The sequence below is a fragment of the Streptomyces sp. CA-142005 genome (genome assembly GCF_050942335.1).
Lineage (GTDB): Bacteria > Actinomycetota > Actinomycetes > Streptomycetales > Streptomycetaceae > Streptomyces.
Genome location: NZ_CP192078.1, coordinates 3,426,271 through 3,449,741, shown reverse-complemented (window position 1 = coordinate 3,449,741; position 23,471 = coordinate 3,426,271). Strand labels below are relative to the sequence as shown.

The window sequence follows — 23,471 nt, the reverse complement described above, 5'->3', positions numbered from 1 at the left end:
CGCCCTGGGCTCTAGGCGCTCACAGTCTCCCCGGGCAGTGAAAGATCCAGCTCGACGGCCCGCTCCTCACCGGAATGCGTGGCGGCGGAGGCGTGCGGTCCATGGCCGGAGGCCTTCGCGGCGAGCACGTACGCGCCCTGGGCCGGCACGGCGAGCACATAGCCGCCGTCCTCGTCGGAGACGGTCGCCCCGGCCTGCCGCCCCCGTCGGTCGATCAGCGTGACCTTGGCGCGAGCTACCGGAGCACCGTCGGCACCCAGGACCCGCCCCCGGAAGCCCCGCAGCACTTCCTCGGCCCGCTCCAGCACGGCGTCCTCCTCGCTGCTGGCCCGCAGCTGCGTGTGCTGCTGCGGCCGGGAGGCCTTCGGCAGGAACAGGGCCATCAGCAGACCCGCCGCCACCGCGGCGGTGGCGATCAGGAAGGACACCCGGAAGCCGTGCATGGTCGGGATCGCGACGCCGCCCACGTTCTGCGCCGTGTTGGCGAGCACCATGCCGATGACGGCACTCGACACCGAGGTGCCGATGGACCGCATCAGGGTGTTGAGGCCGTTCGCCGCGCCGGTCTCCGAGGCCGGGACCGCGCCGACGATCAGCGCGGGCAGCGAGGAGTAGGCGAGACCGATGCCCGCGCCGAGGACCACGGACGTGACGATCGTCTGCCAGGCCGCGTCCATCAGGCCGAGGCCGCCGCCGTAGCCGAGCGCGATGATCAGCAGGCCCATGATGAGGGTGGTCTTCGGGCCGTACTTCGCGGACAGCCGGGCGTACACCGGAGCGGTGAACATCATCGTCAGGCCCAGCGGGGCCACGCACAGGCCCGCGACGACCATGGACTGGCCGAGGCCGTATCCGGTGGCCTTGGGCAGCTGGAGCAGCTGGGGCAGGACCAGGGAGACGACGTAGAACGCGACGCCGACCATGATCGACGCGAGGTTGGTGAAGAGGACGGCCGGGCGCGCGGTGGTGCGCAGGTCGACCAGGGGCGCCTTGACCCGCAGCTCGAACAGGCCCCACAGGACGAGGACCACGACCGCCGCGGCGAACAGACCGAGCGTCGTGCCCGACGACCAGCCCCAGTCGCTGCCCTTGGTGATGGGCAGCAGGAGCAGCACCAGGCCGGTGGACAGGCCGAGCGCGCCCAGCAGGTCGAAGGAGCCCTCCGCCCGCATCGGGGCCTCGGGCACGACCAGCAGGGTCAGGACGATGGACAGCGCGCCGAGGCCGGCGGCGCCGTAGAACAGGGCGTGCCAGTTCGTGTGCTGCGCGACCAGGGCGGCGGCGGGCAGTGCGAGGCCGCCGCCGACGCCGATCGAGGAGCTCATCAGGGCCATGGCCGAGCCGAGCCGCTCGCGCGGCAGCATGTCCCGCATCAGGCCGATGCCGAGCGGGATCGCGCCCATGGCGAAGCCCTGCAGCGTACGGCCGACGATCATGGTGAGCAGCTGGCTGGTGAGCGCGCTGACCAGGGCGCCGACCACCATCACGGCGAGGCTGAGGATCAGCATCCGCCGCTTGCCGTAGAGGTCGCCGAGCCGGCCCATGATCGGGGTGGCCACGGCGCCGGACAGGAGGGTCGAGGTGAGGACCCAGGTGGCGTTGGAGGGAGCGGTGTCCAGCAGCTGCGGCAGGTCCTTGATGACCGGCACCAGCAGGGTCTGCATCACCGCGACGACGATGCCCGCGAAGGCGAGCACCGGGACCACGGCACCGCCCGCCCTCCGGGCCGGCTGGTCGGTCGTCGTGTGAGTCATGGAGCGAGGCCTCCCCGTAGTGATAAGTGCTGGGTAAACCTCGTATGCACAGGCAACTATTCCGTTGCTTCGGGCCTCTAACGAATCCTTGACCAGCTCATGGGTTTCTGATCGCGTGTCAGGGCGATGCCGCGAGGGGCGTAGGACGCACGGCCTAGGCACCCGTGGTCCGAAATCCTGATGCAAGGACCGTAACCGGGTTGAGAGCATGACACCCATGCTGGAAGCCGCCGACACCACGCCCGTCATATCCCGCCGCACGGCCCCGCCGACCTGGCTGGTGGTGGCGCTCGCCTGTGCCGGGCAGTTCCTGGTCGTCCTCGACGTGTCGGTGGTGAACGTCGCCCTGCCGTCGATGCGCTCCGGTCTCGGCCTGACCGCGTCCGGCCTGCAGTGGGTCGTGAACGCGTACGCCATCGCCTTCGCCGGCTTCATGCTGCTCGGCGGCCGGGCCGGCGACCTGTACGGGCGCAAGCGGATGTTCCTCGTCGGCCTCGGCCTGTTCACGCTGGCTTCGCTGGGCGGCGGCCTCGCCCAGGAGGGCTGGCAGCTGCTGCTGGCGCGGGCGGTGCAGGGACTGGGCGCGGCGGTGCTGGCTCCCTCGACGCTGACCCTGCTGACGTCCGCCGTGCCGGAGGGGGCGGCGCGGGCGCGCGCGATCGCCACCTGGACCGCGGTCGGCGCCGGCGGCGGGGCCGCGGGCGGACTGGTCGGCGGGGTGCTCGTGGACGTGCTCTCCTGGCGCTGGGTGCTGCTGATCAACGTGCCGGTGGGCGCGCTGGTGCTGGCCGGCTCGGTGCTCTGGCTCACCGAGAGCCGGGCCGGTGACGGGCGGCGCCTGGACCTGCCGGGCGCGCTGCTGGTCACGGCGGGCCTCGCGACCCTCGCCTACGGCATCTCGCAGACGGAGGCCGAGGGCTGGACCGCCGCCGCCACGCTGCTGCCGCTGCTCGCCGGGTTGGCGCTCATCGTCCTCTTCCTGCTGGTCGAGGCGCGTACGGCGGCCCCGCTGATGCCGCTCGGCCTGCTCCGGCTGCGCTCGGTCGCCGCGGCGAACGCGGCGATGTTCTTCTCCGGCTCGGCCATGTTCTGCATGTGGTACTTCATGACCCTCTACGCCCAGAACGTCCTCGGCTACACACCGTTGGAGGCCGGAGTCGCCCTGGTGCCCAGCTCGCTGTCCGTGGTCGTCGGCTCCAAGCTGGCGCCGCGCCTGATGCGGCTCGCGGGCCCGCGGACCGTGGCGGTGCTGGGCACCCTGGTGGCCGCGGCCGGCTTCGGCTGGCAGTCGACGATGAGCGCGCACGAGGCGTACCTCACCGCGATCATGGTCCCGGGGATCCTGATGATGCTCGGCGCGGGTCTCGCGGCGACCCCGCTCGCCTCCCTGGCCACGTCCGGGGCGGCTCCGGGCGAGGCCGGTGTGGTGTCGGGGTTGATCAACACCTCGCGCACGATGGGCGGTTCGCTCGGGCTGGCCGTGATGTCGACCGTCGCCGCGGCCGGCACGGACGGCGGACACGGCCCCGAGGCGCTGACCGACGGCTATGCGCTGGCCTTCCGGGCCAGTACGGCGGTGCTGGTGGGCGGGGCGGTGCTGATGCTGCTGTGGCTGCCGCGGAGGACCTCCTCGACGTGAGGCAACGGTCCGGGCCGCCCATGGACTCCTTCTGGAGCGGGTCCACGCCCGGCAGAGCCCCGATCACAGCCAGCCCTGCTGCCGGGCCTCCCGTACCGCCTCCGCCCGGTTGCGGGTGCCCGTCTTGCCGATCGCGGAGGAGAGGTAGTTGCGGACGGTGGACTCGGACAGGTGCAGTTTGCCGGCGATGTCGGCGACGGTCGCCCCGTCGACCGAGGCCTTCAGCACATCGCACTCGCGGGCCGTCAGCGGACTGGGCCCGGCGCTGAGCGCGGCGGCGGCGAGCGCGGGGTCGACGACGGTCTCCCCGGTGAGCACGCGCCGGATGGCCGCGGCCAGTTCCTCCACGGGCCCGTCCTTGACGAGGAACCCGGCCGCCCCGGCCTCCATGGCCCGGCGCAGATAGCCGGGCCGGCCGAAGGTGGTGAGGATCAGCACCCGGCAGCCGGGCGCCTGCTCGCGCAGCTCGGCCGCCGCGTCCAGCCCGCTGATGCCCGGCAGCTCGATGTCCAGCAGGGCCACGTCCGGCCGGTGGGTGAGCACGGCGTCCACGATGGCGTCGCCCGAGCCCAGCTGGGACACCACCTCGATGTCCTCCTCCATGCCGAGCAGCAGCGCGAGCGCCCCCCGCATCATGCCCTGGTCCTCGGCGAGCAGCACCCGAATGGACTTGGCGGTCCGGTGCTCCCGGGGCATCTCGTTCATGGGCTCAGGTTACGGCCGGGAACTCCGGCCCACCGCGGCTCCCGGCACGCTGGCCTCGCTTGCGTGCCCGAGTTCTCGACCGCGCGCTTCTACGACGAGCTGGCCGACGACTACCACCTGATCTACCCGGACTGGGAGACGAGCCTCCGCAGGCAGGGTGCCGCGCTGGACGCCCTGGTCGGCCGGGCGGGTGCGGCCGTGCTGGACTGTTCCTGCGGCATCGGGACACAGGCCATCGGGCTGGCCCTGCGGGGTCACCGGATGGTCGGGACCGACCTGAGCGTGCGGGCCGCCGCGCGTGCGCGCCGGGAGGCCGCCCGGTGCGGGGTGGCTCTGCCCACCGCCGGTGCCGACATGCGGCGACTGCCTTTCCCCGGAGGCCGGTTCGACGCCGTGGTCTGTGCCGACAACTCGCTGCCCCATCTCCTGACGGAGCCGGACGTGCGTGCCGCGCTGGGGGAGATGCGGCGGGTGCTGCGGCCCGGCGGGCGGCTGCTCGTCAGTACCCGGCCCTATGACGAGCTGCTGCGCGAGCGTCCGGTCTCGACGCCCCCGCAGGTGCACGAGTGCGCCGACGGCACCGGGCGGACCGTCAGCTTCCAGCTCTGGCAGTGGCACGCGGACGGCGAGCACTACGACCTGGAGCACTTCCAGTTGCGTCCGGGCGAGGTGCAGTGGGGGGGGGTCCGGGTGCGCCGGGCCACCTACTGGGCGCTCGGGCGGGAGCGGCTCGCCGGGTTCGCCGCCGGTGCGGGATTCACGGACATCGCCTGGCTGATGCCCGAAGAGACGGGTTTCTTCCAGCCGTTGCTCGTGGCGCGGGCAGCCGCCCCCGATTAAAGACTTGGCATCGGCCGGTGCGGCGGGGGTTGACGGTCTTCGGCGGTACTCAAACAATCGCCTCTGCATTTCCAGGAATCCGAGCAATTTCCACCGTCGAATAGGTTCGGTATTTCGATCGAACAGCGTCCGATATGCCGAACGAGAGAATCCGAGGTGTACCGTGCCCGTGAGATCCCCCCACATCCGCCTCCGGTGGCCCAGAAGCGCCGCCCTGTCCGTGCTCGCCGTCTGCGCGACCCTCGCCGCGCTGCTCCTCGGCGTCGGCGCGCCCCAGGCCGCCGCCGCGAGTTCACTGCCCTGTGACGTCTACGCCGCCGCGGGCACCCCCTGCGTCGCCGCGCACAGCCTGGTCCGGGCGCTGTACTCGTCGTACAACGGCTCGCTCTACCAGGTGCAGCGGGCCTCGGACGGCGCCACGAAGGACATCGGGCTGCTGACCGCCGGCGGATACGCCAACGCGGCCGCCCAGGACTCCTTCTGTTCCGGTACGACCTGCATCATCACCAAGATCTACGACCAGTCCTCCCGCCACAACGACCTCACGATCGAGGGCGCGGGCGGGGCCGGGAAGGCCGATGTCGGGGCGCCCGCCGACGCCCTGCCGGTGACCGTCGGCGGCCACCAGGTCTACGGCCTGGAGATCTCCGCCGGCATGGGCTACCGGGACAACTCCACCTCCGGTGTGGCCACCAACGGCGCCGCCGAGGGGATGTACATGGTGACCTCCGGCACCCACGTCAACGGCCGCTGCTGCTTCGACTACGGCAACGCCGAGACCAACAACAAGGACACCGGCAACGGCCACATGGACGCCATCAACTTCGGCACCGAGTGCTGGTTCTCCCCCTGTTACGGGCAGGGCCCCTGGGTGCAGGCCGACCTGGAGAACGGGCTGTTCCAGTCCGACGCCGGATACAGCAAGAACTCCGCCAACACCGGAACGGGCCCCCTGCCGTTCGTGACCGCGCTGCTCAAGAACAACGGCCAGAACCATTTCGCGCTCAAATGGGGGAATGCGCAATCCGGTGGGCTCACGACCACCTATTCCGGAGGTGAGCCGACCACGAGCGGCTACTCGCCGATGCACCAGGAAGGCGCGATCGTCCTCGGCACCGGCGGCGACAACAGCAACGGCTCCATCGGCTCGTTCTTCGAGGGCGTCATGACCTCCGGCATCTCGACGGACGCCGCCGACGACGCCGTCCAGACGAACATCGTCTCCGTCGGCTACGGCGGCGCGACCGGCAGCACCGGCACGCTGAGCTCCGGCTCGGAGATCTCGCTGCGCGCCACCACCACCTGCTGCACCGCCGACTACGTCCGCCACCAGAACAACGCCGGCGTCATCTCCGCCATCACCTCCGGCAGTTCCGGCCTGGACAAGAACGACGCCACCTGGATCGTCCGCAGGGGACTCGCCGACAGCTCCTGCGTCTCCTTCGAGTCACGCAACTACCCCGGCGACTACCTGCGCCACTACAACTACAAGCTCTACCGGCAGCCCATGGACGGCACCGCCCAGTTCCGGGCCGACGCCACGTTCTGTCCGCAGACCGGCAAGAGCGGCACCGGCACCTCGTTCGCCTCGTACAACTACCCGACGAGATACCTGCGCCACTACGACTACAACCTGTACATAGCGAGCGACGGCGGGTCCAACGCCTTCGACAGCAGCACGTCCTGGACCGACGACGTCACCTGGGCGGTCAGCGCGCCCTGGGCGCCGTAGCCACCGCCTCGGCGAACCGGGCCGACTCCACCGGGAGTTCGGCGGTCACCGTGAAACCGCCGCGCGGCGACGGGCCGGCCGTGAGCGAGCCGCCCGCCGCCGCGAGGCGCTCGGTGAGCCCCTTCAGTCCGGTGCCGCCGATGCCCTGCTGGGGCCGGCTGACGGCCCTGCCACTGCCGTTGTCGGTGACGATGAGCCGGACCCGCTCGGCACCGCTGTCGACGGTGATCTCGCAGCGGCCCGCGTCGCTGTGCCGGACCACGTTCGTCACCGCCTCGCGCACCACCCAGCTCAGCAGCGCCTCCGTCTGCGGTTCCAGCGGGGCCCCCGACTGCCGCACCACCGGCTCCACACTCGCCGCCGACAGCGCCGAGCGGGCCCGGGTCAGCTCGGTGGCCAGGCTCCCCTCCCGGTAGCCGGTCACCGCCTCGCGGATCTCGGTGAGCGCCTGCCGGCCCACCGACTCGATGTCCGTGATCTGGCCCAGCGCCGCGTCCATGTCGCGCGGGGCCAGCCGCCGGGCCGCCTCCGACTTCACCACGATCACCGACAGGGTGTGCCCGAGCAGATCGTGCAGGTCCCGCGAGAACCGCAGCCGCTCCTTCTCCACCGCGCGCCGGGCCAGCTCCTCGCGGGCGGCGCGCAGTTCCCGCACCGCCTCGGACAGGCTGAGGATCGCGGCGGTCACCATACTGGAGAGGAAGGTGCCGTAGGCGATGTTCACCGCTTCCGAGCCGTCGCGGACAGCGGAGATCGCACCCGCGTACGCGGCCAGCAGCACGCCCGTACGGCCGAGCCACGGACCGCGCAGCGCCGCACCCGTCGCCAGCCCCAGCAGCGGGAAGAACAGCAGCCAGTTGCCGCCGTAGCCGAGCGCCAGGCCCGTGGTCACGAGGCCCATGACGAGCAGCGCCACCCGGGTGGAGACCGCCTCGCGCTTCTGCCGGTCGAAGGAGCGGAAGGTGACGTAGATGTAGAGGCTGTTGAAGGTCAGCAGGCCCAGGCTGCCGATCCACGGGTTCGGGGTCCTGCCCTGCAGGAGATTGGAGAAGGACCCCATCCCCATCAGCAGCCAGGGCAGCAGGGCGAAACCGGTGGGCGGCGGGCCCGGATGGTCGACGTCCGGCTCCTTGCCCTCCTTCCGGGCGGCCCGCTGCGCGGCCTTGAATCGTTCGTGCTCGGCCCGCCACTGGTGCCGCTCGGCCCGAAGGGCCCGTAGCTGGCACCGAACTCCCCATGCCCACGTCATGTCCGATGTTCCCCCGGTCAGATGGTCCCCGCCCGATGGCGGTACGACAGCACAGCGTACGAACCGAACAGAGCGAGCCAGGCCGTCAGCACGATGATGGCACCGACCCCCGGCGCGTGCCCCTCCGATACGGCGGTGCCCAGCTGGGCGAACCGACGGGTGGGGGTGTACGCCGACAGGGTCTGCAGCCAGCCGGGGAACAGGCTGATCGGGAACCACAGGCCGCCGATCACCGCGAGCCCCAGATTGCAGACCATGTTGACCACCCCGGTGCTCGGCCCGGTCAGCCGGTAGCCGTTGCCGAGGCCGAGCAGGGTGAACGGGATCGAGCCGAGCCACAGCAGCAGCGCGATCGCCACCCAGTGGCCGGCCGCCAGCCGTACGCCGTTGACCAGTCCGCCCGCCGCGAGTACCGCGACGATCGAGGGCAGCACGGTCACCACGCCGGTCAGGGTCCGGCCGATCACCACCTCGCGTGGGGTCATGGGGGTCACGCGCAGCTGGCGCAGCCAGCCGGTCGCGCGGTCCTCGGCGACGGCGCCTCCGGTGTTCAGGCCGGAGCCGACGGCGCCGTAGGCCGCCATGCCGACCATGGCCGTGGTCTTCCAAGCCCCGTCGTTCTCGCCGAGGTTGGTGAACAGGAGATACATCATCACCGGCATGGCTATGCCGCCGATGACGAAGCCGGTGTCTCGCAGGGTGCGGCGGATCTCGAGCCTCACGTAGGCGAGCATCAGAAGGTTTCCGTTCGGGTGCGGGCCGTCATGGGTTGCTCGCGCAGTTCCGCGCGTCCGCTCGGGGCGCGTCCGCCGGCCGTCAGGGCCAAGAACGCGTCGTCCAGTGAAGCCGGAGACACCTCCAGGTTCCTGATCGCCCCCAGCCCGGCCAGCGCCACCACCGTCGCGTCGGAGTCCTCGGTGCGCAGCCGGACCCGGTCGCCCTGCACCTCCACCGAGCGGACCCCGGGCAGCAGGCCGAAGGACTCCGCATCCCGGCCCGCCAGGTCCACGCACACCAGGTTGCCGCCCGCCGCGCGCCGTAGCTCCTCGCTCGTGCCGTCGGCGACGATCCGGCCCCGGTCGATGACCACGATCCGGTCGGCGTGCGCGTCCGCCTCCTGGAGGTAGTGGGTGGAGAACAGGACGGTGTGGCCACGGCGGGCGTAGGTCCGCATGGAGTCCCAGAAGGCGTGCCGTGCCTCCACGTCCAGTGCCGCCGTCGGCTCGTCCAGGACCAGCAGTGCCGGGTCGCCGGCGAGCGCGAGGGCGAGCCGCACCCGCTGGACCTGCCCGCCGGACAGCCGGTCCACCCGGCGCCCGGCCAGGTCGGCGATGCCGGCCAGCTCCAGCGCCCGCGCCACCGGCATCGGCGCGGGTATGGGGATCCCCCCGCTCGAGCGAAGCCGAGAGCGGGGGAGGGAGGCCAGGAAGGTGACCAGCTCGCCCACGGTGACCCGGGGCACCGGCCGGGTGTCCTGGAGCATCGCGCCCACCCGCCCCGCGCGCACCGAGCGCTCGGGCGCCGTGCCGAACAGTTCCACCGCACCGGCGTCGGGCTCGTACAGCCCGAGCAGCAGCCCGATCGTGGTCGACTTGCCGGCCCCGTTGCGGCCCAGCAGGGCCACGGTCTGTCCGGGCCCGATCTCCAGGTCCACCCCGTCCACGGCGCGCACCGCGCCGTACGTCTTGACCGCCCCCCTGAAGGACACGGCGGTGTTCTCCGTCTGTGTCATGCCTACGACGCTAGAAGCGCGGCCGCGCTCCCGGCAGATGCGCATGTACGGACTCGCGCAGTACAAATGTCACTGTCCGGGGCTGCCGGCAAGCGTGCTGACGCAGCGTCAGGAGCCTTCACAAGTGTGGAGCGCTGGGCTATACAGAGGGCGCCGGACTGGAACGCGTTCTAGGACGGCCCGTAGCGACCTCGGTGCGGCCGACGGTGCGGACGTCCGCACCGGGGTCTTGAACCGCCAGTGTCAGGAGCCGTATGCCCATCGACGCAAGCCGAGCCCTCGCGGCCGAACCCCGGACCGGCGAGATCTCCTGGACCACCAAGGACGTCCAGCTCTACCACCTCGGCATCGGCGCGGGAGCCCGCCCCGACAAGGACGACCCCGCCACCGACCCCGACGAGCTGCGCTACACCCTGGAGTCCCGGCTGCACGTCCTGCCGAGCTTCGCCACCGTCGCGGGCTCCGGCGCACCCGGCGTCATCAGCGGGCTGTCCATGCCCGGCGTGGAGGTCGAGCTCGCCAAGGTCCTGCACGGCGGACAGACGCTGGAGATCCACCGCCCGATCCCGGCCGAGGGCACGGCGACCGCGACCCACCGGCTCGCCGCCGTCTACGACAAAGGCAAGGCCGCCATCCTGGTCCTGCGCACCGAGGTCGCCGACGCCGACGGCCCGCTGTGGACCAACGACGCCCAGATCTTCGTACGCGGGGAGGGCGGGTGGGGCGGCGACCGGGGCCCCTCCACCCGGCTCGAACCCCCCGCCGGCGAACCCGACCGGACCGTCGAGCGCCTGATCCGCGCCGACCAGGCCCTCCTCTACCGCCTCTCCGGCGACTGGAACCCGCTGCACGCCGACCCCGAGTTCGCCAAGCGCGCCGGGTTCGACAGGCCGATCCTGCACGGGCTGTGCACCTACGGCATCACCCTCAAGGCCGTCGTGGACACGCTGCTCGGCGGGGACGTGAGCCGGGTGCGGTCGTACACCACCCGGTTCGCGGGCGTCGTGTACCCGGGGGAGACCCTGCGCATCCGCATGTGGCGGCGGGAGGGGAGCGTCCGGGTGGAGGTGAGCTCGGTCGAGCGGGGCGACGCGCCGGTCCTCGCGGACACCGTCGTAGAGCACTCCTGAAACCAGTCATCGAGGGGAGCCGCACCATGCGCGCAGCCGTACTGCACGAGATCGGCCAGGAAAAGCTGGAGGTCCTCGACGACGTCGAGGCGGTGGGCTTCGGCCCCGGCAAGGTCAGGGTCCGGGTGCGGGCGACCGGGCTGTGCCACTCGGACCTGTCCGCGATGAACGGGGTGCTGCCGCAGCCGGCCCCCTTCGTGCCGGGCCACGAGGGTGCCGGCGAGATCCTCGAAGTCGGGGAGGGCGTACGGCACCTGAAGGCCGGCGATCGGGTCGTCATCTGCTGGCTGCCCGCCTGCGGCGCCTGCCCGGCCTGCCGGCGCGGGCAGACCGAGCTGTGCCTGGCCGGGTTCATGAACGCGGGCACCCCCAACTTCAGGCGTTCCGGCGGTGACGTCTTCGGCTTCGCCGGCACCGGCACCTTCGCCGAGGAGGTCGTGGTCGACGCCGGGTGTGCCGTTCCGATCCCGGACGACGTGCCCTTCGACATCGCCGCGCTCATCGGCTGCGGCGTCACCACCGGACTCGGTGCCGCCCTCAACACCGCCGACGTGGAGGCCGGTTCGTCGGTCGCCGTCATCGGGTGCGGAGGCGTCGGCATCTCCGCGGTGCAGGGGGCGCGGCTGAAGGGCGCCGCCGAGATCGTCGCCGTGGACCCGGTCGCCTCCCGGCGCGAGTCCGCTCTGAGGTTCGGCGCCACCAAGGCGGTCTCGCCGGAGGAGCTGCCCGACGCCAAGCAACAGGTCACCGGCGGCGAGGGCTTCGACTACGTCTTCGAGGTCGTCGGCAGGTCGGCCACCGCCCGCACCGCCTACGAGAACACCCGGCGCGGCGGCACCCTCGTCGTGGTCGGCGCCGGCGCCATGGACGACTTCCTGCAGCTGAACATGTTCGAGCTGTTCTTCGACGAGAAGCGCATCCTGCCGTCCATGTACGGCGGCGGCGACGTGCTGCGCTCCTACGAGCGCACGATCGCCCTGTGGCGGGCCGGCCGCGTCGACCTCGCGGGCCTGATCACCCACCGGGTCCACCTGGCCGGGATCAACGAGGCGCTGGATCAGATGCGTACCGGGACCGCCCTGCGTACGTGCATCGAGATCTGAGGACGGGGACCGGCATGGCACTGCCATCCGAGGGACCGCTGCAGGGGCTGTCCGCCGTCGTCACCGGCGCCGGACGCGGGCTCGGCCGGGCCGAGGCCCTGGAACTCGCCCGGCTCGGCGCGGCCGTCGTCGTCAACGACTACGGGCAGCCGGGCCGGGACGGGTCGGGGGAGGCCTCGGCGGGACCGGCCGAACAGGTCGCCGCCGAGATCCGCGCGCACGGAGGCCGGGCGGTCGCCCACACCGGGGACGTCGCCGACTTCCAACAGGCCCGCCGGCTGATGCAGTTGGCGATCGACGAGTTCGGCGGGCTCGACATCCTCGTCAACAACGCGGGCATCCTGCGCGACCGCATGGTCTTCTCCATGACCGAGGACGAGTGGGACTCGGTGATCCGCGTCCACCTCAAGGGCCACTTCAACACCACCCACTTCGCCGCCGCGCACTGGCGGGAGCGGTCCAAGGCGGCCGGGGGAGGGAAGGTGTACGGGCGGATCGTGAACACCTCCTCGGAGGCGTTCCTCGCCGGCTCCGCCGGACAGCCCAACTACGCGGCCGCGAAGGGCGGAATCGTCGGCCTGACCACCTCCACCGCCCTCGCCCTCGCCAAGTACGGCGTCACGGCCAACGCGATCTGCCCGCGCGCCCGCACCCGCATGACCGAGGACGTCTTCGCCGGGTTCGAGCAGCCGGACGAGGGACTGGACCCGCTGGCCCCCGAGCATGTCGCCCCGCTCGTCGGCTACCTGGCCTCGCCGGCCGCCGCCGGGATCAACGGCCAGCTGCTCGTCGTGCACGGCGGCATGGTCGCGATCGTCGAACGGCCGCGGGTGCGCGCGAAGTTCGACAGCAAGCAGGAGACGTTCACGTACGACGAACTCGACGCGCTCCTCACCCCGCACTACGCGGACCGGCCGCCGGGGGAGACCTTCGCGGCGGCGGAGGTGCTGGGACTCAAGCGGGGCTGAGGAGAGCGCCCGAGGAGACTTCCGGACGAGAAGAGGGGGCGCCCGTCGGACGCCCCCTCTTCTCGTCACCACCGTCAGGCAGCCGCCTCCGCGGTCTGTTCGGCCGGCTTGCGGTGCCGGCCGTGCGGAGCCGACTCGCTCTCCTGGGCCGCGACCGGACCCCGGTGCCGGCCGTGGCCGGCAGCCTCGTGAGAGTCGGCGGACAGCTGGTCCTTCGTGCTCGTGTCGCTCATCGGACGTATTCACCCCGTCAACATGATCTTTCGTACAGCCGGGCGAGTGTAACCGGCACACCACGGGCCGATTCCAGGCGCACACGCCAACCGGCACTAGTTCGTTACAAGACGGCCCAGAGGTGCCTGCTGCAACGGCACCGGACGTGTCGCGGAGGGGTCCGGAATCCCTGATTCCGCAGGCTCCGGAGATGCCGGGGGGTTCGTACCCCCGGGCTCCCCGATCCGTCCCACGCGCTCCCAGACGCCCCGCCTCGGGGGATCCGCAGCGTCCCGCGTCGCAGGGACCGGAGCCCGCCTGCTCGCAGGTCCCGGAGGATCCGGTGCCGTCGGCTCCGGTGACGCCCCGAGCGTCCCGGCAGCCGTGCCGTCCCGGACCGGACCCTCCGGGCCCGCATCCCCCCGCGCCGCGGCAGTACTGCTCCCCGCGGCGGTCTCCCCCCGGGGCACCGTCAGCTCCGCCACGCCGCAGGAAGTCTCCTCCGTCGCGTACGGCAGCCGCAGCACCCCGTCCCGTGTCCACAGCCCGGCCCCGGTCAGCCACCCCCGGGGTGGCGGGAGATGGCTCATCCGCCGCTCCGCCGGCCGCCAGACGCCCACCCAGCTGTCGCCGAACGGCCCGTCGACGCGCAGCGCCACCGCGCAGTTCTCCGGCATCAGCACCTGCCCGGGCTGGATCGCGAACGGCGTCAGCGCGCAGTCCGGCACCCTGAGGCTCTCGGGGAAACGCACCGGCAGGGTGCTGCCCAGCACGCCCCAGCCCAATCGTTCCTGCCCCGGCGAGGGCGCGTCGGAGGAGATGAGCAGCAGCCCGCTGTCGGGCTCGGCGAGCAGCAGCCGGTCGTCGCTCACGGCCGCGATCTGCAGCAGCGGCGAGACCTCCACGCGCTCCAGGTCCAGCACGACCGTCTTGACCGGCCCGCCGTCGAACTCCCGGTCCAGCGCCAGCATCCGCCCGGCGCGGTCCAGCCAGATCCCGCCCGAACAGCGCCCCGGCACCTCGGCGAGCTGCTCGGGTCCGAACGCCCCGCCCGCCACCAGCCACACCGCACTCGACCGCGGCCCGACGGCGAGGGCGTACGCCCGCAGGCCTCCCGGGGCAGGCGGCAGCAGGGTGAGCCGGGTGCCGGGCTCGGGGCACTCCACCGCGCCCAGCGGCAGCTCGCCGGTGCCGGGCCCGGTCGGGTACAGCAGCGAGAAGGCGTGCCGGTGCTCGACCAGCCGGTGGATCAGCACCCGGCCGTCTGACAGGGGCTGCACCTCGGTGCCGGGCTCCTCCGGCTGGTTGCCGGGCAACGGCACCGCGTACGGCTCCGGGCCGTCCAGCGTCCAGCGCTCCGGGAACCAGCAGTCCCCGGCCGGGGCGAGCCGGGCCGCGTACGCGCCGTCCGCCGTCACGGCGAAGGCCGTCCCCGGCGCACCATCGGCCCCGCCCGTGGGCGGGGGTTCGATCGCACAGGCCGTCATCGTTCGGTCACCTCCGGCGACGAAGCTAGTTTTCGCACGCACTGGCGGGGGACCGGCCGAGCCCGGCTTCACACATACGGGTGGTGCAGAAGCGATTCACCTGAGGAAAACGGGACCTTCGTGCTGACGGGGGTCAGAGCGGTCGGATGCGGTACGGCCGCGCAGACCGGCCAGGTAGCCTTGCCTACGTGCCCCGTCTGTCTGAAGTCATCACCGCGCTGGAGAACCTGTGGCCCGCCGAGCGGGCCGAGTCCTGGGACGCGGTCGGCACGGTCGTGGGCGAACCCGACCAGGAGGTCACCCGGGTCCTGTTCGCCGTCGACCCCGTGCAGGAGATCGTCGACGAGGCGGTGAAGCTCGGCGCCGACCTGCTGGTCACCCACCACCCGCTCTACCTGCGGGGGACGACCACGGTCGCGGCGACCCACTTCAAGGGCCGTGTCGTGCACACGCTGATCAAGAACGACATCGCGCTGCACGTGGCCCACACCAACGCCGACACCGCGGATCCGGGTGTCTCGGACGCGCTCGCGGGTGCGCTGGACCTTCGCGTCGTACGACCGCTGGTGCCGGACCCCACCGATCCGGAGGGCCGCCGCGGCCTCGGCCGCGTCTGCGAACTGGACCACCCGCTGACCGTCCGCGAGCTGGCCGAGCGCGCCGCCGCGCGGCTGCCCGCCACCGCGCAGGGCATCCGGGTGGCCGGCGACCCCGAGGCCGTCGTCCGCACGGTCGCCGTCAGCGGCGGCTCCGGCGACAGCCTCTTCGAGGAGGTGCGCGCCGCCGGGGTGGACGCCTTCCTCACCGCCGACCTGCGCCACCACCCGGCCGCGGAATTCACGGCGGCCGTCGCCCACAGCCCCCTCGCGCTGCTCGACGCGGCGCACTGGGCCACCGAGTGGCCCTGGTGCGAGCTGGCCGCGAGCCAGCTCGACGAGATCTCCGACCGCCGCGGCTGGGACCTGCGCGTCCACGTCTCCAAGACGGTCACCGACCCCTGGACCGCCCACGCGGCGTCCACCACCACGTCTAACTAACAGGAGCCCCCAACTGAACGCCGCGCCCGCCGACCAGATCCGACTCCTCGACGTCCAGGACCTCGACGTCCGCCTGCAGCAGCTCGCGCACCGGCGGAGGTCCCTGCCCGAGCACGCCGAGATCGACGCGCTGAACAAGGACCTCACCCAGCTGCGGGACCTGCTCGTCGCCGCGCAGACCGAGGAGAGCGACACCGCCCGCGAGCAGACCAAGGCCGAGCAGGACGTGGACCAGGTGCGCCAGCGCGCCGCCCGCGACCAGCAGCGCCTGGACTCCGGCGCGGTCACCTCGCCCAAGGACCTGTCCAACCTCCAGCACGAGATCGCCTCCCTCGCCAAGCGCCAGGGCGACTTGGAGGACGTGGTCCTGGAGGTCATGGAGCGCCGTGAGGCCGCGCAGGAGCGGGTGAACGAGCTGACCGAGCGGGTCGCTTCGGTGCAGTCGAAGATCGACGACGCGAGCGCGCGCCGGGACGCCGCGTTCGAGGAGATCGACGGCGAGGTGGCGACGGTGACGAAGGAGCGCGAGGTCGTCGCGGGTTCCGTGCCCGCCGACCTGCTGAAGCTCTACGACAAGCTGCGCGAGCAGCAGGGCGGCATCGGCGCGGCCAAGCTGTACGCCCGCACCTGCCAGGGCTGCCGCCAGGAGCTGGCGATCACCGAGCTGAACGAGATCCGCTCGGCGGCGCCGGACACCGTGGTGCGCTGCGAGAACTGCCGCCGCATCCTGGTGCGTACCGCCGAGTCGGGTCTGTAAGAGCCGGTAAGGGGCTTCAGGAGTGCGGGAGTTCATCGTCGAGGCGGACGGCGGGTCGCGGGGCAACCCGGGGCCCGCGGGCTACGGCACGGTGGTGCGGGACGCGGTCACGGGCGAGCCGCTGACCGAGGCGGCGGAATACCTCGGCGTCGCCACGAACAACGTGGCCGAGTACCGGGGCCTCGTGGCCGGCCTGCGCGCCGCCCACACCCTCGACCCGGCCGCGATGGTGCACGTCCGCATGGACTCCAAGCTCGTCATCGAGCAGATGTCGGGGCGCTGGAAGATCAAGCACCCCGACATGAAGCCCTTGGCGGCGGAGGCGAGGTCGGTCTTCCCGCCGGAGCAGGTCACCTACGAGTGGATCCCCCGCGAGCAGAACAAGCACGCGGACCGCCTGGCGAACGAGGCGATGGACGCGGGATCGAGGGGGGAGCAGTGGTCGGCCTCGGAGTCGACGGCGGCACTGGCCGCTTCGACCGCTGCCGCCGCGGCTGCGGGCAGCGAGCAGCACCTGTCCGGCGCCCCTGGCTGGAGCAGCGCCCCCGACCTCGGCGCACCGGCGACTTTCGTGCTGCTCCGGCACGGCGAAACCCCCCTCACCCCCCAGAAGCGCTTCTCCGGCAGCGGCGGCACCAACCCCTCCCTCTCCGCCGCCGGCCGAGAACAGGCCCACCGCACGGCCGAGGCGCTCGCCCGGCGCGGCACCATCGAGGCCGTCATCGCCTCCCCCCTCACCCGCACCCGTGAGACCGCGGCCGTCGTCGCCACCCGCCTCGGTCTGGACGTGACGATCGAGGACGGCCTGCGCGAGACGGACTTCGGCGCCTGGGAGGGCCTCACCTTCGGCGAGGTCCGCGACCGCCACCCCGACGATCTGAACGCCTGGCTCGCCGACCCGGAGGCCCACCCCACCGGGGGCGGCGAGAGCTTCGCCGAGACGGCCACCCGGATCGCCGCCACCCGCGACAAGCTGGTCGCCGCCCACGCCGGCCGCACGGTCCTGCTGGTCAGCCATGTGACCCCGATCAAGACCTTCGTCCGCCTCGCCCTCGGCGCCCCGCCCGAGTCCGTGTTCCGGATGGAACTGTCGGCGGCCTCCCTGTCGGCGGTGGCGTACTACGCGGACGGCAACGCGAGCGTGCGGCTGTTCAACGACACGTCCCACCTGCGTCCCTGAGCCCCGCGGCGCCCCGCGCCAGCTCCTCGATCCGCGCCCAGTCCCCGGCGGCCACCGCGTCCGCCGGGACCATCCAACTGCCGCCCACGCAGCCGACGTTGGGCAGGGACAGATACTCGGGCGCGGTCTGCGGGCCGATCCCGCCCGTGGGACAGAAGCGGGCCTGCGGCAACGGCCCGGCCAGCGACCGCAGATACGCCGTACCGCCCGCCGCCTGCGCCGGGAAGAACTTTATCTCCCGCACCCCGCGCTCCAGCAGCGCCACGACCTCCGAGGTGGTCGAGACCCCCGGCAGGAACGGCACTCCGGACCCGCGCATCGCCTCCAGCAGCGTGTCCGTCCACCCGGGGCTGACCAGGAACCGCGCCCCTGCCGCCACGCACGCCCCGACCTGCTCCGGTGTGAGCACCGTGCCCGCGCCGACGACGGCCTCGGGCACCTCACCGGCGATCGCGCGGATCGCGTCCAGCGCCCCCGGCGTCCTGAGCGTCACCTCGATCGCCGGCAGCCCACCCGCCACCAGCGCCCGCGCCAGCGGTACGGCGTCGGCGGCGTCGGAGACGACCACCACGGGCACGACGGGGGCGAGATCCAGCACGGAGGCAGCCGAAGAGGAGGGCAGGGGTGAGGTCATGCCCTCATCGTGCCCAGCAGCTGCACTATTCGCAATGAGCGTTGCGCATGTTGCAATACGCTCGTGAAGGCGGCTAGTGGATCTCCTCCACCAGCACGTCCAGCGACCACGCCTTGCCCGGCCTGCCCGGTGCCTGCGCCTCCACGACGTAGCCGAGCTCCCGCAGCACCTCCACCAGCTCGGCGGGGTCCTTCGGCGCGGTACCGGCCGTCAGCAGGCTCCGCACCATCCGGCCCTTGGTCGCCTTGTTGAAGTGGCTGACCACCTTCCGGGTCGGCGCGTGCAGCACCCGTACGGTCGCCGTGCGGCCCGCGAGCTCGCCCTTCGGCTTCCAGGCCGCCGCGTAGGCGGAGGAGCGCAGATCCAGCACCAGCCCGTCCCCGGCCGCCTCCGGCAGCACCTCGGCCATCGGCGCCCGCCAGTGCCCGGCCAGCGCGCCGAGACCCGGCAGCCTCACCCCCATCGAGCAGCGGTAGGAGGGGATCGGGTCCGTCACCCGCACCGCGCCCCACAACCCGGAGAACACCAGCAGCGAGTCCGCCGCACGCCTGCGCGCCGCCGCCTCCAGCGTGGCCAGGCCGAGGGCGTCGTAGAGGACACCGGTGTAGATCTCCCCGGCGGGGCGGGCACCTGCCGTCGGCAGGGCGGTGTTCTTCGCGATCTCGCCGCGCAGCCCCTCGCTCAGTCCGAGCACCTCGCGCGCCTTCTCCTCGTCACCGGTGCACAGCTCGACCAGCTCGGTGAGCACGGCCCGCCGCGCGGCGGTCAGGCCCGGCAGGGAGAGCGAGGAAAGCTCCAGCGGGGCGCCCTCGCCCGAGTTCGCCTTGCCTTCCGACGGCGGCAGCAGGACCAGCAACACGTACTCCTTACGTAGACCTCCGCGACAGGGTACGGCGTGCCGCCCCGGCGCCCCCGACCTACGCTCGCTGTATGCCCCGCCGCAAGATCCGCGTGACCGGTGCCCCCGAGGCGCCGCTGCGGGCCGCCCTGGCCGCCCTGCGCGCCGAACTCGGCATCCCGGCCGCCTTCCCGCCCCAGGTCCGCGAAGAGGCCGAGCGCGCCGCGAAGACGCCGCCCGCCCTGCCGTCGTACGACGCCACGGACATCCCCTTCTTCACGCTCGACCCCCCGGCCTCCGCCGACCTGGACCAGGCCACCCACCTCTCCCGGCAGGGCACCGGCTACCGGGTCCGGTACGCCATCGCCGACGTCGCCGCCTTCGTCGTGCCCGGCGGAGCGCTGGACGCCGAGGCGCACCGCCGGGTGAACACCCTGTACTTCCCCGACGGGAAGGTGCCGCTGCACCCCACCGTGCTCAGCGAGGGCGCGGCCAGCCTGCTGCCCGACCAGGTCCGCCCGGCCGTGCTGTGGACGATCGACCTGGACGCGGAGGGCCGGACCCTCGCCGTCGACGTGCGCCGCGCCCTGGTCCGCAGCCGCGCCAGGCTCGACTACGCGCGCGTGCAGAAGGAGATCGACGCAGGGACGGCCGAGGAACCGGTCGCGCTGCTCAAGGAGATCGGCGAGGCCCGGGGACGGCAGGAGACCGAGCGCGGCGGCATCTCCCTGAACGTGCCAGAGCAGCAGATCACCGAGCAGGACCACACCTACGTGCTCCGCTACCGGGCCCCGCTGCCCGCCGACGGCTGGAACGCCCAGCTCTCCCTGCTCACCGGGATGGCCGCCGCCGACCTGATGCTCGCGCAGGGCACCGGCATCCTGCGCACCCTCCCCGCCGCCCCCGACGGCGCCGTCGCCCGCCTCCGCCGCACCGCCACCGCGCTGCACATCGACTGGCCGCACCATGTGTCGTACGCCGCGCTGATCCGCACCCTGGACCCGCACGACACCCGCCACGCGGCCTTCCTCCAGGAGTGCACCACCCTGCTGCGCGGCTCCGGCTACACGGTGTTCCGTGACGGCGTCCTCCCCGCGATCACCACCCACTCCGCCGTCGCCGCCCCCTACACCCACTGCACCGCCCCGCTGCGCCGCCTCGCCGACCGCTACGCCTCGGAGATCTGCCTCGCGGCGGTCGCCGGCCAGGCCCCGCCCGACTGGGTGCGCGACGCGCTCGACGCGCTGCCCCGGCGGATGGCCGACGGCGCCCGGATCGCCGGCACCGTCGAGCGCGAGTGCGTGGACATCGTGGAGGCGGCCCTGCTCAAGGACCGGGTCGGGGACGTCTTCGAGGGCTGTGTGGTGGAGGTCGACGAGCACCGGCCGACCGTCGGCACGGTCCAGGTGGACTCCCCGGCGGTCATCGGCCGCATCGAGGGCGACCGGCTGCCGCTCGGCGAACGCCTGCGGGTCCGGCTCAGCCGGGCCGAGCCGGGGACGACGAAGATCCTGTTCGTTCCGGCGTGAGCGCGCCGGCGAGCGTACGGACGAACGTCGCAGGCGGGCCGGTTTCCCGGGGAGCCGGCCCGGACGCGGCATGAAGTGAGGCCCGAAAGCGTTGCACCCTTGGCCGGGAGGGGTGATGGGGGATGGCGGAACAGGCGCTGTGGACGCGCGCCCGGCTGGGCAGCGGCGGACCTCCGCTGGACCTCCTGACGGCGAACTTCCGCCGCCACACCTACGCCCCGCACGCCCACGCCGAGTACACGATCGGCGTCTGCGTCGGCGGCAGCGAGGTCATCGACTACCGGGGCGGCCACATCCGTACCGGCCCCGGCACGATCGTCGTCCTCGACCCCGGCGAGATGCACACCGGCGGTCCCGGCAACGCCACCGACGGCTACGCCTACCGCGCCCTGTACGCCGAGCCGTCCCTGCTGGCCGACGGCACCCTCGGCGGCCTCCCGCACTTTCGCGAACCGCTCCTCGACGACCCCGAACTGGCCACGGCCCTGCGCCTCGCCCACACCGGACTCAGCGCCTGCCCCGACCCGCTGGAGGCCGAATCCCGGCTCCCCTGGCTGCTGACGGCCCTGGCCCGCCGCCACTCCACCGCCAGGTCCGCCTCCGACGAGATCCCCGGCGCGGCCGCGATCGCCCTGACGGTCCGCGACCGCCTCGCCGACGAACTCACCGCGCCCCCGACGCTGGCGGGCCTCGCGGCCGAGCTGGGCCTGTCCCGGTACCAGCTCCTGCGGGCCTTCCGTACGGCGATGGGCATACCGCCGTACGCCTGGCTCGCCCAGTACCGGGTGCACAGGGCGCGCGGGTTGCTGGAGGCGGGCCTGCGCCCGGCGGAGGTGGCCGGCCTGGTGGGCTTCGCCGACCAGGCGCACCTGACCCGCTGGTTCCGCCGGGTGCTCGGGGTGACGCCGGCGGCGTACCGCAACAGCGTTCAAGACGCCAGGTGAGGGGCCGGCCGAAACTCGCCGTATGACTGCACGCGGCTGGTTCCTGTTCTCCCTGATGGGAGTGGTCTGGGGCATCCCCTATCTGCTGATCAAGGTGGCGGTGGCGGAGGTGTCCCCGCCGACGCTGGTGTTCACGCGCTGTGCGCTCGGCGCGGCCCTGCTGCTCCCGTTCGCCGTACGCCAGGGCGGACTGCTCGCGACCGTACGCACCCACTGGCGCCCCATGCTGGCCTTCGCGTGCCTGGAGATCATGATCCCCTGGTTCACCCTCACCGACGCCGAACGGCACCTGTCCAGCTCGACGTCGGGCCTGCTGATCGCGGGGGTACCGATCGTCGGCGTGATCGCGATCCGCCTCCTGGGCGACACGGAACACCTGGGAGCCCGCCGCCTGACTGGTCTCGCCCTGGGCCTGGCCGGCGTGACGGTCCTGACCCTGCCCCACCTGACCGGCGGTGACGCCCGCTCTCTCGCCGAGGTCCTGGTGACGGTCGTCGGCTACGCGACGGCTCCCTTGATAGCCGCGCGGCGCATGAAGGACGTCCCGTCGCTGCACCTGACGTCGGCCTGCCTGACCCTGGCGGCGGTGGTCTACGCCCCGCTGGCGGCGGTGGCGTGGCCGTCGTCCATCCCCTCGTCCTCCGTGCTGGCGGCGCTGGCCGGCCTGGGTGTGCTCTGCACGGCGGTGGCGTTCGTGGCGTTCCTGGAGCTGATCAAGGAGGCGGGCCCGACGCGGGCGACGGTGATCACGTATGTCAACCCGGCGGTGGCTGTGGCGGCGGGCGCGATCTTCCTGAGCGAGCCGCTGACGCCCACGGTCCTGGTGGCCTTCGCCCTGATCCTGACGGGCTCGGTCCTGGCGACGGCGGCCGCGGGTCCGCGCCGCTCCAGGCGCCCGGTACCATGGTCGACACGGCAGACGAGCCGGGCGGACGGCCGCGTGGAGTCCCCCTAGGGGGCTTCCCGAGGAACGTCCGGGCTCCACAGGGCAGGGTGGTGGCTAACGGCCACCCGGGGTGACCCGCGGGACAGTGCCACAGAAAGCAAACCGCCCGGGGCTCCGGCCCCTGGTAAGGGTGAAACGGTGGTGTAAGAGACCACCAGTGCCCAGGGTGACCTGGGCAGCTAGGTAAACCCCACCCGGAGCAAGGTCAAGAGGAAGCACTCCGGTGCTTCTGCGCGGACGCTCGAGGGCTGCCCGCCCGAGTCCGCGGGTAGACCGCACGAGGCCGGTGGCAACACCGGCCCTAGATGGATGGCCGTCGCCCCGGCGTCCGCGAGGACACCGGGGAACAGAACCCGGCGTACAGCCCGACTCGTCTGCCCTCGGGACCTCACAGAAACCTGACGCGGGAATTCGGAATTCTGGGTTCCGCTGTCAGTGTACTGCCAGTGCAGGTCCCTGCATTCAGTTTTCGTGGCGATTCCCGGTGCGTATCGGCGACAATTTGTGGGTCGATCGACGAGCTTCCGATCGAGAATTTGAACGATGTTCTTTTCTATGGGGGAATTCTTTTCATGCGGAAGAGTCTGTCGCGTGCCGTTGTCGCCCTTTCAATCATTGCGGCTGCGGGCGCCTTGACTGTCGCGAGTGCCTCGGTGTCGGCTCCGGCGCGGGCCGCCGCGTCGGTGGCCGCTCCTGCTCAGGATCCGATCTGGGGTGCGGTGTCGGTCGAATCGGATAGTTCGGACGGCAGTCAGGGAGACCCCATCTGGGGTTGATATCCGGCCGTCGGTGACTGAAAAGGGCCCGCTTCGCAGAGGCGGGCCCTACTTGTGTGTCCACTTCCCTCCGCAACGTTGCATATTCGTTGCGAACTAATTTCGACTCGAACATAATGTTCGGGCGTGTGTGCGATCGACGGGGGAGGAGTGCAGATGTTGGACCCCTTGGGTCTGTCGTCCCATGTGTCCGAGATCTACCGATCGATGTTGAGGAATCCTGAAAGCGGGGTAGATGACCTCGCCGCCTCGCTGGGATGGTCGCGCGAGTTAGTCCG

General features: G+C 72.3%; 21 protein-coding genes, 1 other RNA gene and 1 pseudogene. 13 read left to right on the top strand and 10 right to left on the bottom strand.

Features of this window, described 5'->3' with window-relative positions:
• Positions 1–11: 11 nt before the first annotated feature.
• Positions 12–1,754 carry an MFS transporter gene (locus ACQPXS_RS16295; protein ID WP_433449996.1) on the bottom strand — a complete coding sequence of 581 codons (1,743 nt, stop codon included), beginning with the start codon at positions 1,752–1,754 and terminating at the stop codon, positions 12–14.
• 208 nt (positions 1,755–1,962) lie between these two features.
• Between ACQPXS_RS16295 and ACQPXS_RS16290 the strand changes: the two genes are divergently transcribed.
• Entirely contained in the window at positions 1,963–3,393 is a 1,431-nt protein-coding gene (locus ACQPXS_RS16290; protein WP_433449995.1) for an MFS transporter, read from the top strand.
• 63 nt (positions 3,394–3,456) lie between these two features.
• Here ACQPXS_RS16290 and ACQPXS_RS16285 read toward each other — a convergent pair whose 3' ends face one another.
• A complete protein-coding gene (locus ACQPXS_RS16285) occupies positions 3,457–4,098 on the bottom strand; it encodes a response regulator (protein ID WP_433449994.1) in 642 nt (213 codons plus the stop codon).
• 63 nt (positions 4,099–4,161) lie between these two features.
• Between ACQPXS_RS16285 and ACQPXS_RS16280 the strand changes: the two genes are divergently transcribed.
• Both ACQPXS_RS16280 and ACQPXS_RS16275 read left to right on the top strand, forming a co-directional pair.
• On the top strand, positions 4,162–4,938 hold the full coding sequence (locus ACQPXS_RS16280; RefSeq protein WP_433449992.1) for a class I SAM-dependent methyltransferase: 777 nt from the start codon (positions 4,162–4,164) through the stop codon (positions 4,936–4,938).
• A 163-nt stretch (positions 4,939–5,101) separates the two neighbouring features.
• Positions 5,102–6,670, top strand: coding sequence for an alpha-L-arabinofuranosidase B (locus ACQPXS_RS16275; RefSeq protein ID WP_433449991.1), 1,569 nt, complete (start codon positions 5,102–5,104; stop codon positions 6,668–6,670).
• Here ACQPXS_RS16275 and ACQPXS_RS16270 read toward each other — a convergent pair.
• Genes ACQPXS_RS16270 through ACQPXS_RS16260 form a run of 3 tightly spaced genes read right to left on the bottom strand, consistent with a single transcriptional unit; the run spans position 6,648 to position 9,651 of the window.
• On the bottom strand, positions 6,648–7,919 hold the full coding sequence (locus ACQPXS_RS16270; RefSeq protein WP_433449990.1) for a sensor histidine kinase: 1,272 nt from the start codon (positions 7,917–7,919) through the stop codon (positions 6,648–6,650). The two genes, ACQPXS_RS16275 and ACQPXS_RS16270, sit on opposite strands and share 23 nt — an antisense overlap.
• 17 nt (positions 7,920–7,936) lie before the next feature.
• On the bottom strand, positions 7,937–8,653 hold the full coding sequence (locus ACQPXS_RS16265) for an ABC transporter permease (RefSeq protein WP_433449989.1): 717 nt from the start codon (positions 8,651–8,653) through the stop codon (positions 7,937–7,939).
• Positions 8,653–9,651, bottom strand: coding sequence for an ABC transporter ATP-binding protein (locus ACQPXS_RS16260; RefSeq protein WP_433449988.1), 999 nt, complete (start codon positions 9,649–9,651; stop codon positions 8,653–8,655). The genes ACQPXS_RS16265 and ACQPXS_RS16260 overlap by 1 nt, the downstream gene beginning before the upstream one ends.
• A 254-nt stretch (positions 9,652–9,905) precedes the next feature.
• Between ACQPXS_RS16260 and ACQPXS_RS16255 the strand changes: the two genes are divergently transcribed.
• Genes ACQPXS_RS16255 through ACQPXS_RS16245 form a run of 3 tightly spaced genes read left to right on the top strand, consistent with a single transcriptional unit; the run spans position 9,906 to position 12,852 of the window.
• On the top strand, positions 9,906–10,781 hold the full coding sequence (locus ACQPXS_RS16255; RefSeq protein ID WP_433449987.1) for a MaoC/PaaZ C-terminal domain-containing protein: 876 nt from the start codon (positions 9,906–9,908) through the stop codon (positions 10,779–10,781).
• Positions 10,782–10,807: 26 nt separating this feature from the next.
• The gene (locus ACQPXS_RS16250) at positions 10,808–11,884 is read left to right on the top strand and encodes a Zn-dependent alcohol dehydrogenase (RefSeq protein WP_433449986.1); all 1,077 of its coding nucleotides are present in this window, start codon (positions 10,808–10,810) and stop codon (positions 11,882–11,884) included.
• A 14-nt stretch (positions 11,885–11,898) separates the two neighbouring features.
• Positions 11,899–12,852, top strand: coding sequence for a 3-oxoacyl-ACP reductase (locus tag ACQPXS_RS16245; protein WP_433449985.1), 954 nt, complete (start codon positions 11,899–11,901; stop codon positions 12,850–12,852).
• 74 nt (positions 12,853–12,926) lie between these two features.
• Here ACQPXS_RS16245 and ACQPXS_RS16240 read toward each other — a convergent pair whose 3' ends face one another.
• Positions 12,927–13,085 carry a hypothetical protein gene (locus ACQPXS_RS16240; protein ID WP_356303156.1) on the bottom strand — a complete coding sequence of 53 codons (159 nt, stop codon included), beginning with the start codon at positions 13,083–13,085 and terminating at the stop codon, positions 12,927–12,929.
• 96 nt (positions 13,086–13,181) lie between these two features.
• Entirely contained in the window at positions 13,182–14,552 is a 1,371-nt protein-coding gene (locus ACQPXS_RS16235) for a hypothetical protein (RefSeq protein WP_433449983.1), read from the bottom strand.
• A gap of 188 nt (positions 14,553–14,740) precedes the next feature.
• Between ACQPXS_RS16235 and ACQPXS_RS16230 the strand changes: the two genes are divergently transcribed.
• A complete protein-coding gene (locus ACQPXS_RS16230; RefSeq protein WP_365325321.1) occupies positions 14,741–15,589 on the top strand; it encodes a Nif3-like dinuclear metal center hexameric protein in 849 nt (282 codons plus the stop codon).
• Here the strand turns inward: ACQPXS_RS16230 and ACQPXS_RS16225 are convergent.
• Positions 15,582–15,704, bottom strand: a complete 123-nt coding sequence (locus ACQPXS_RS16225) for a hypothetical protein (protein ID WP_365325319.1) — start codon at positions 15,702–15,704, stop codon at positions 15,582–15,584. The two genes, ACQPXS_RS16230 and ACQPXS_RS16225, sit on opposite strands and share 8 nt — an antisense overlap.
• Here ACQPXS_RS16225 and ACQPXS_RS16220 point away from each other — a divergent pair.
• Positions 15,663–16,346 (top strand): zinc ribbon domain-containing protein, encoded by a 684-nt coding sequence (locus tag ACQPXS_RS16220; RefSeq protein WP_365325669.1) that lies wholly within the window; start codon positions 15,663–15,665, stop codon positions 16,344–16,346. The genes ACQPXS_RS16225 and ACQPXS_RS16220 overlap by 42 nt on opposite strands.
• A 22-nt stretch (positions 16,347–16,368) precedes the next feature.
• On the top strand, positions 16,369–17,526 hold the full coding sequence (locus tag ACQPXS_RS16215; protein WP_433449980.1) for a bifunctional RNase H/acid phosphatase: 1,158 nt from the start codon (positions 16,369–16,371) through the stop codon (positions 17,524–17,526).
• Here ACQPXS_RS16215 and eda read toward each other — a convergent pair.
• Entirely contained in the window at positions 17,498–18,160 is a 663-nt protein-coding gene (gene eda, locus ACQPXS_RS16210) for a bifunctional 4-hydroxy-2-oxoglutarate aldolase/2-dehydro-3-deoxy-phosphogluconate aldolase (protein WP_433449979.1), read from the bottom strand. The two genes, ACQPXS_RS16215 and eda, sit on opposite strands and share 29 nt — an antisense overlap.
• 73 nt (positions 18,161–18,233) lie before the next feature.
• The gene (gene yaaA / locus ACQPXS_RS16205; protein ID WP_433449978.1) at positions 18,234–19,016 is read right to left on the bottom strand and encodes a peroxide stress protein YaaA; all 783 of its coding nucleotides are present in this window, start codon (positions 19,014–19,016) and stop codon (positions 18,234–18,236) included.
• Between the two features lie 74 nt (positions 19,017–19,090).
• Here yaaA and ACQPXS_RS16200 point away from each other — a divergent pair, with 74 nt between their 5' ends.
• From ACQPXS_RS16200 to rnpB, 4 genes and pseudogenes are all read left to right on the top strand, one after another.
• The gene (locus ACQPXS_RS16200) at positions 19,091–20,527 is read left to right on the top strand and encodes an RNB domain-containing ribonuclease (protein WP_433449977.1); all 1,437 of its coding nucleotides are present in this window, start codon (positions 19,091–19,093) and stop codon (positions 20,525–20,527) included.
• Positions 20,528–20,649: 122 nt separating this feature from the next.
• Positions 20,650–21,471, top strand: a complete 822-nt coding sequence (locus ACQPXS_RS16195) for a helix-turn-helix domain-containing protein (protein WP_433449976.1) — start codon at positions 20,650–20,652, stop codon at positions 21,469–21,471.
• A 22-nt stretch (positions 21,472–21,493) separates the two neighbouring features.
• A pseudogene (locus ACQPXS_RS16190) lies at positions 21,494–22,273 on the top strand (DMT family transporter); the annotation flags it as partial.
• 118 nt (positions 22,274–22,391) lie between these two features.
• Positions 22,392–22,794, top strand: an RNA gene (rnpB, locus tag ACQPXS_RS16185) — RNase P RNA component class A.
• The last annotated feature ends 677 nt before the right edge of the window (positions 22,795–23,471 follow it).

Coding starts and splice junctions, on each gene's coding strand:
- ACQPXS_RS16295 (WP_433449996.1), bottom strand. CDS start 1,754: ATGACTCACACGACGACCGACCAGCCGGCCCGGAGGGCGGGCGGTGCC.
- ACQPXS_RS16290 (WP_433449995.1), top strand. CDS start 1,963: ATGACACCCATGCTGGAAGCCGCCGACACCACGCCCGTCATATCCCGC.
- ACQPXS_RS16285 (WP_433449994.1), bottom strand. CDS start 4,098: ATGAACGAGATGCCCCGGGAGCACCGGACCGCCAAGTCCATTCGGGTG.
- ACQPXS_RS16270 (WP_433449990.1), bottom strand. CDS start 7,919: ATGACGTGGGCATGGGGAGTTCGGTGCCAGCTACGGGCCCTTCGGGCC.
- ACQPXS_RS16265 (WP_433449989.1), bottom strand. CDS start 8,653: ATGCTCGCCTACGTGAGGCTCGAGATCCGCCGCACCCTGCGAGACACC.
- ACQPXS_RS16260 (WP_433449988.1), bottom strand. CDS start 9,651: ATGACACAGACGGAGAACACCGCCGTGTCCTTCAGGGGGGCGGTCAAG.
- ACQPXS_RS16255 (WP_433449987.1), top strand. CDS start 9,906: ATGCCCATCGACGCAAGCCGAGCCCTCGCGGCCGAACCCCGGACCGGC.
- ACQPXS_RS16250 (WP_433449986.1), top strand. CDS start 10,808: ATGCGCGCAGCCGTACTGCACGAGATCGGCCAGGAAAAGCTGGAGGTC.
- ACQPXS_RS16245 (WP_433449985.1), top strand. CDS start 11,899: ATGGCACTGCCATCCGAGGGACCGCTGCAGGGGCTGTCCGCCGTCGTC.
- ACQPXS_RS16240 (WP_356303156.1), bottom strand. CDS start 13,085: ATGAGCGACACGAGCACGAAGGACCAGCTGTCCGCCGACTCTCACGAG.
- ACQPXS_RS16235 (WP_433449983.1), bottom strand. CDS start 14,552: ATGACGGCCTGTGCGATCGAACCCCCGCCCACGGGCGGGGCCGATGGT.
- eda (WP_433449979.1), bottom strand. CDS start 18,160: ATGACCTCACCCCTGCCCTCCTCTTCGGCTGCCTCCGTGCTGGATCTC.
- ACQPXS_RS16200 (WP_433449977.1), top strand. CDS start 19,091: ATGCCCCGCCGCAAGATCCGCGTGACCGGTGCCCCCGAGGCGCCGCTG.
- ACQPXS_RS16195 (WP_433449976.1), top strand. CDS start 20,650: ATGGCGGAACAGGCGCTGTGGACGCGCGCCCGGCTGGGCAGCGGCGGA.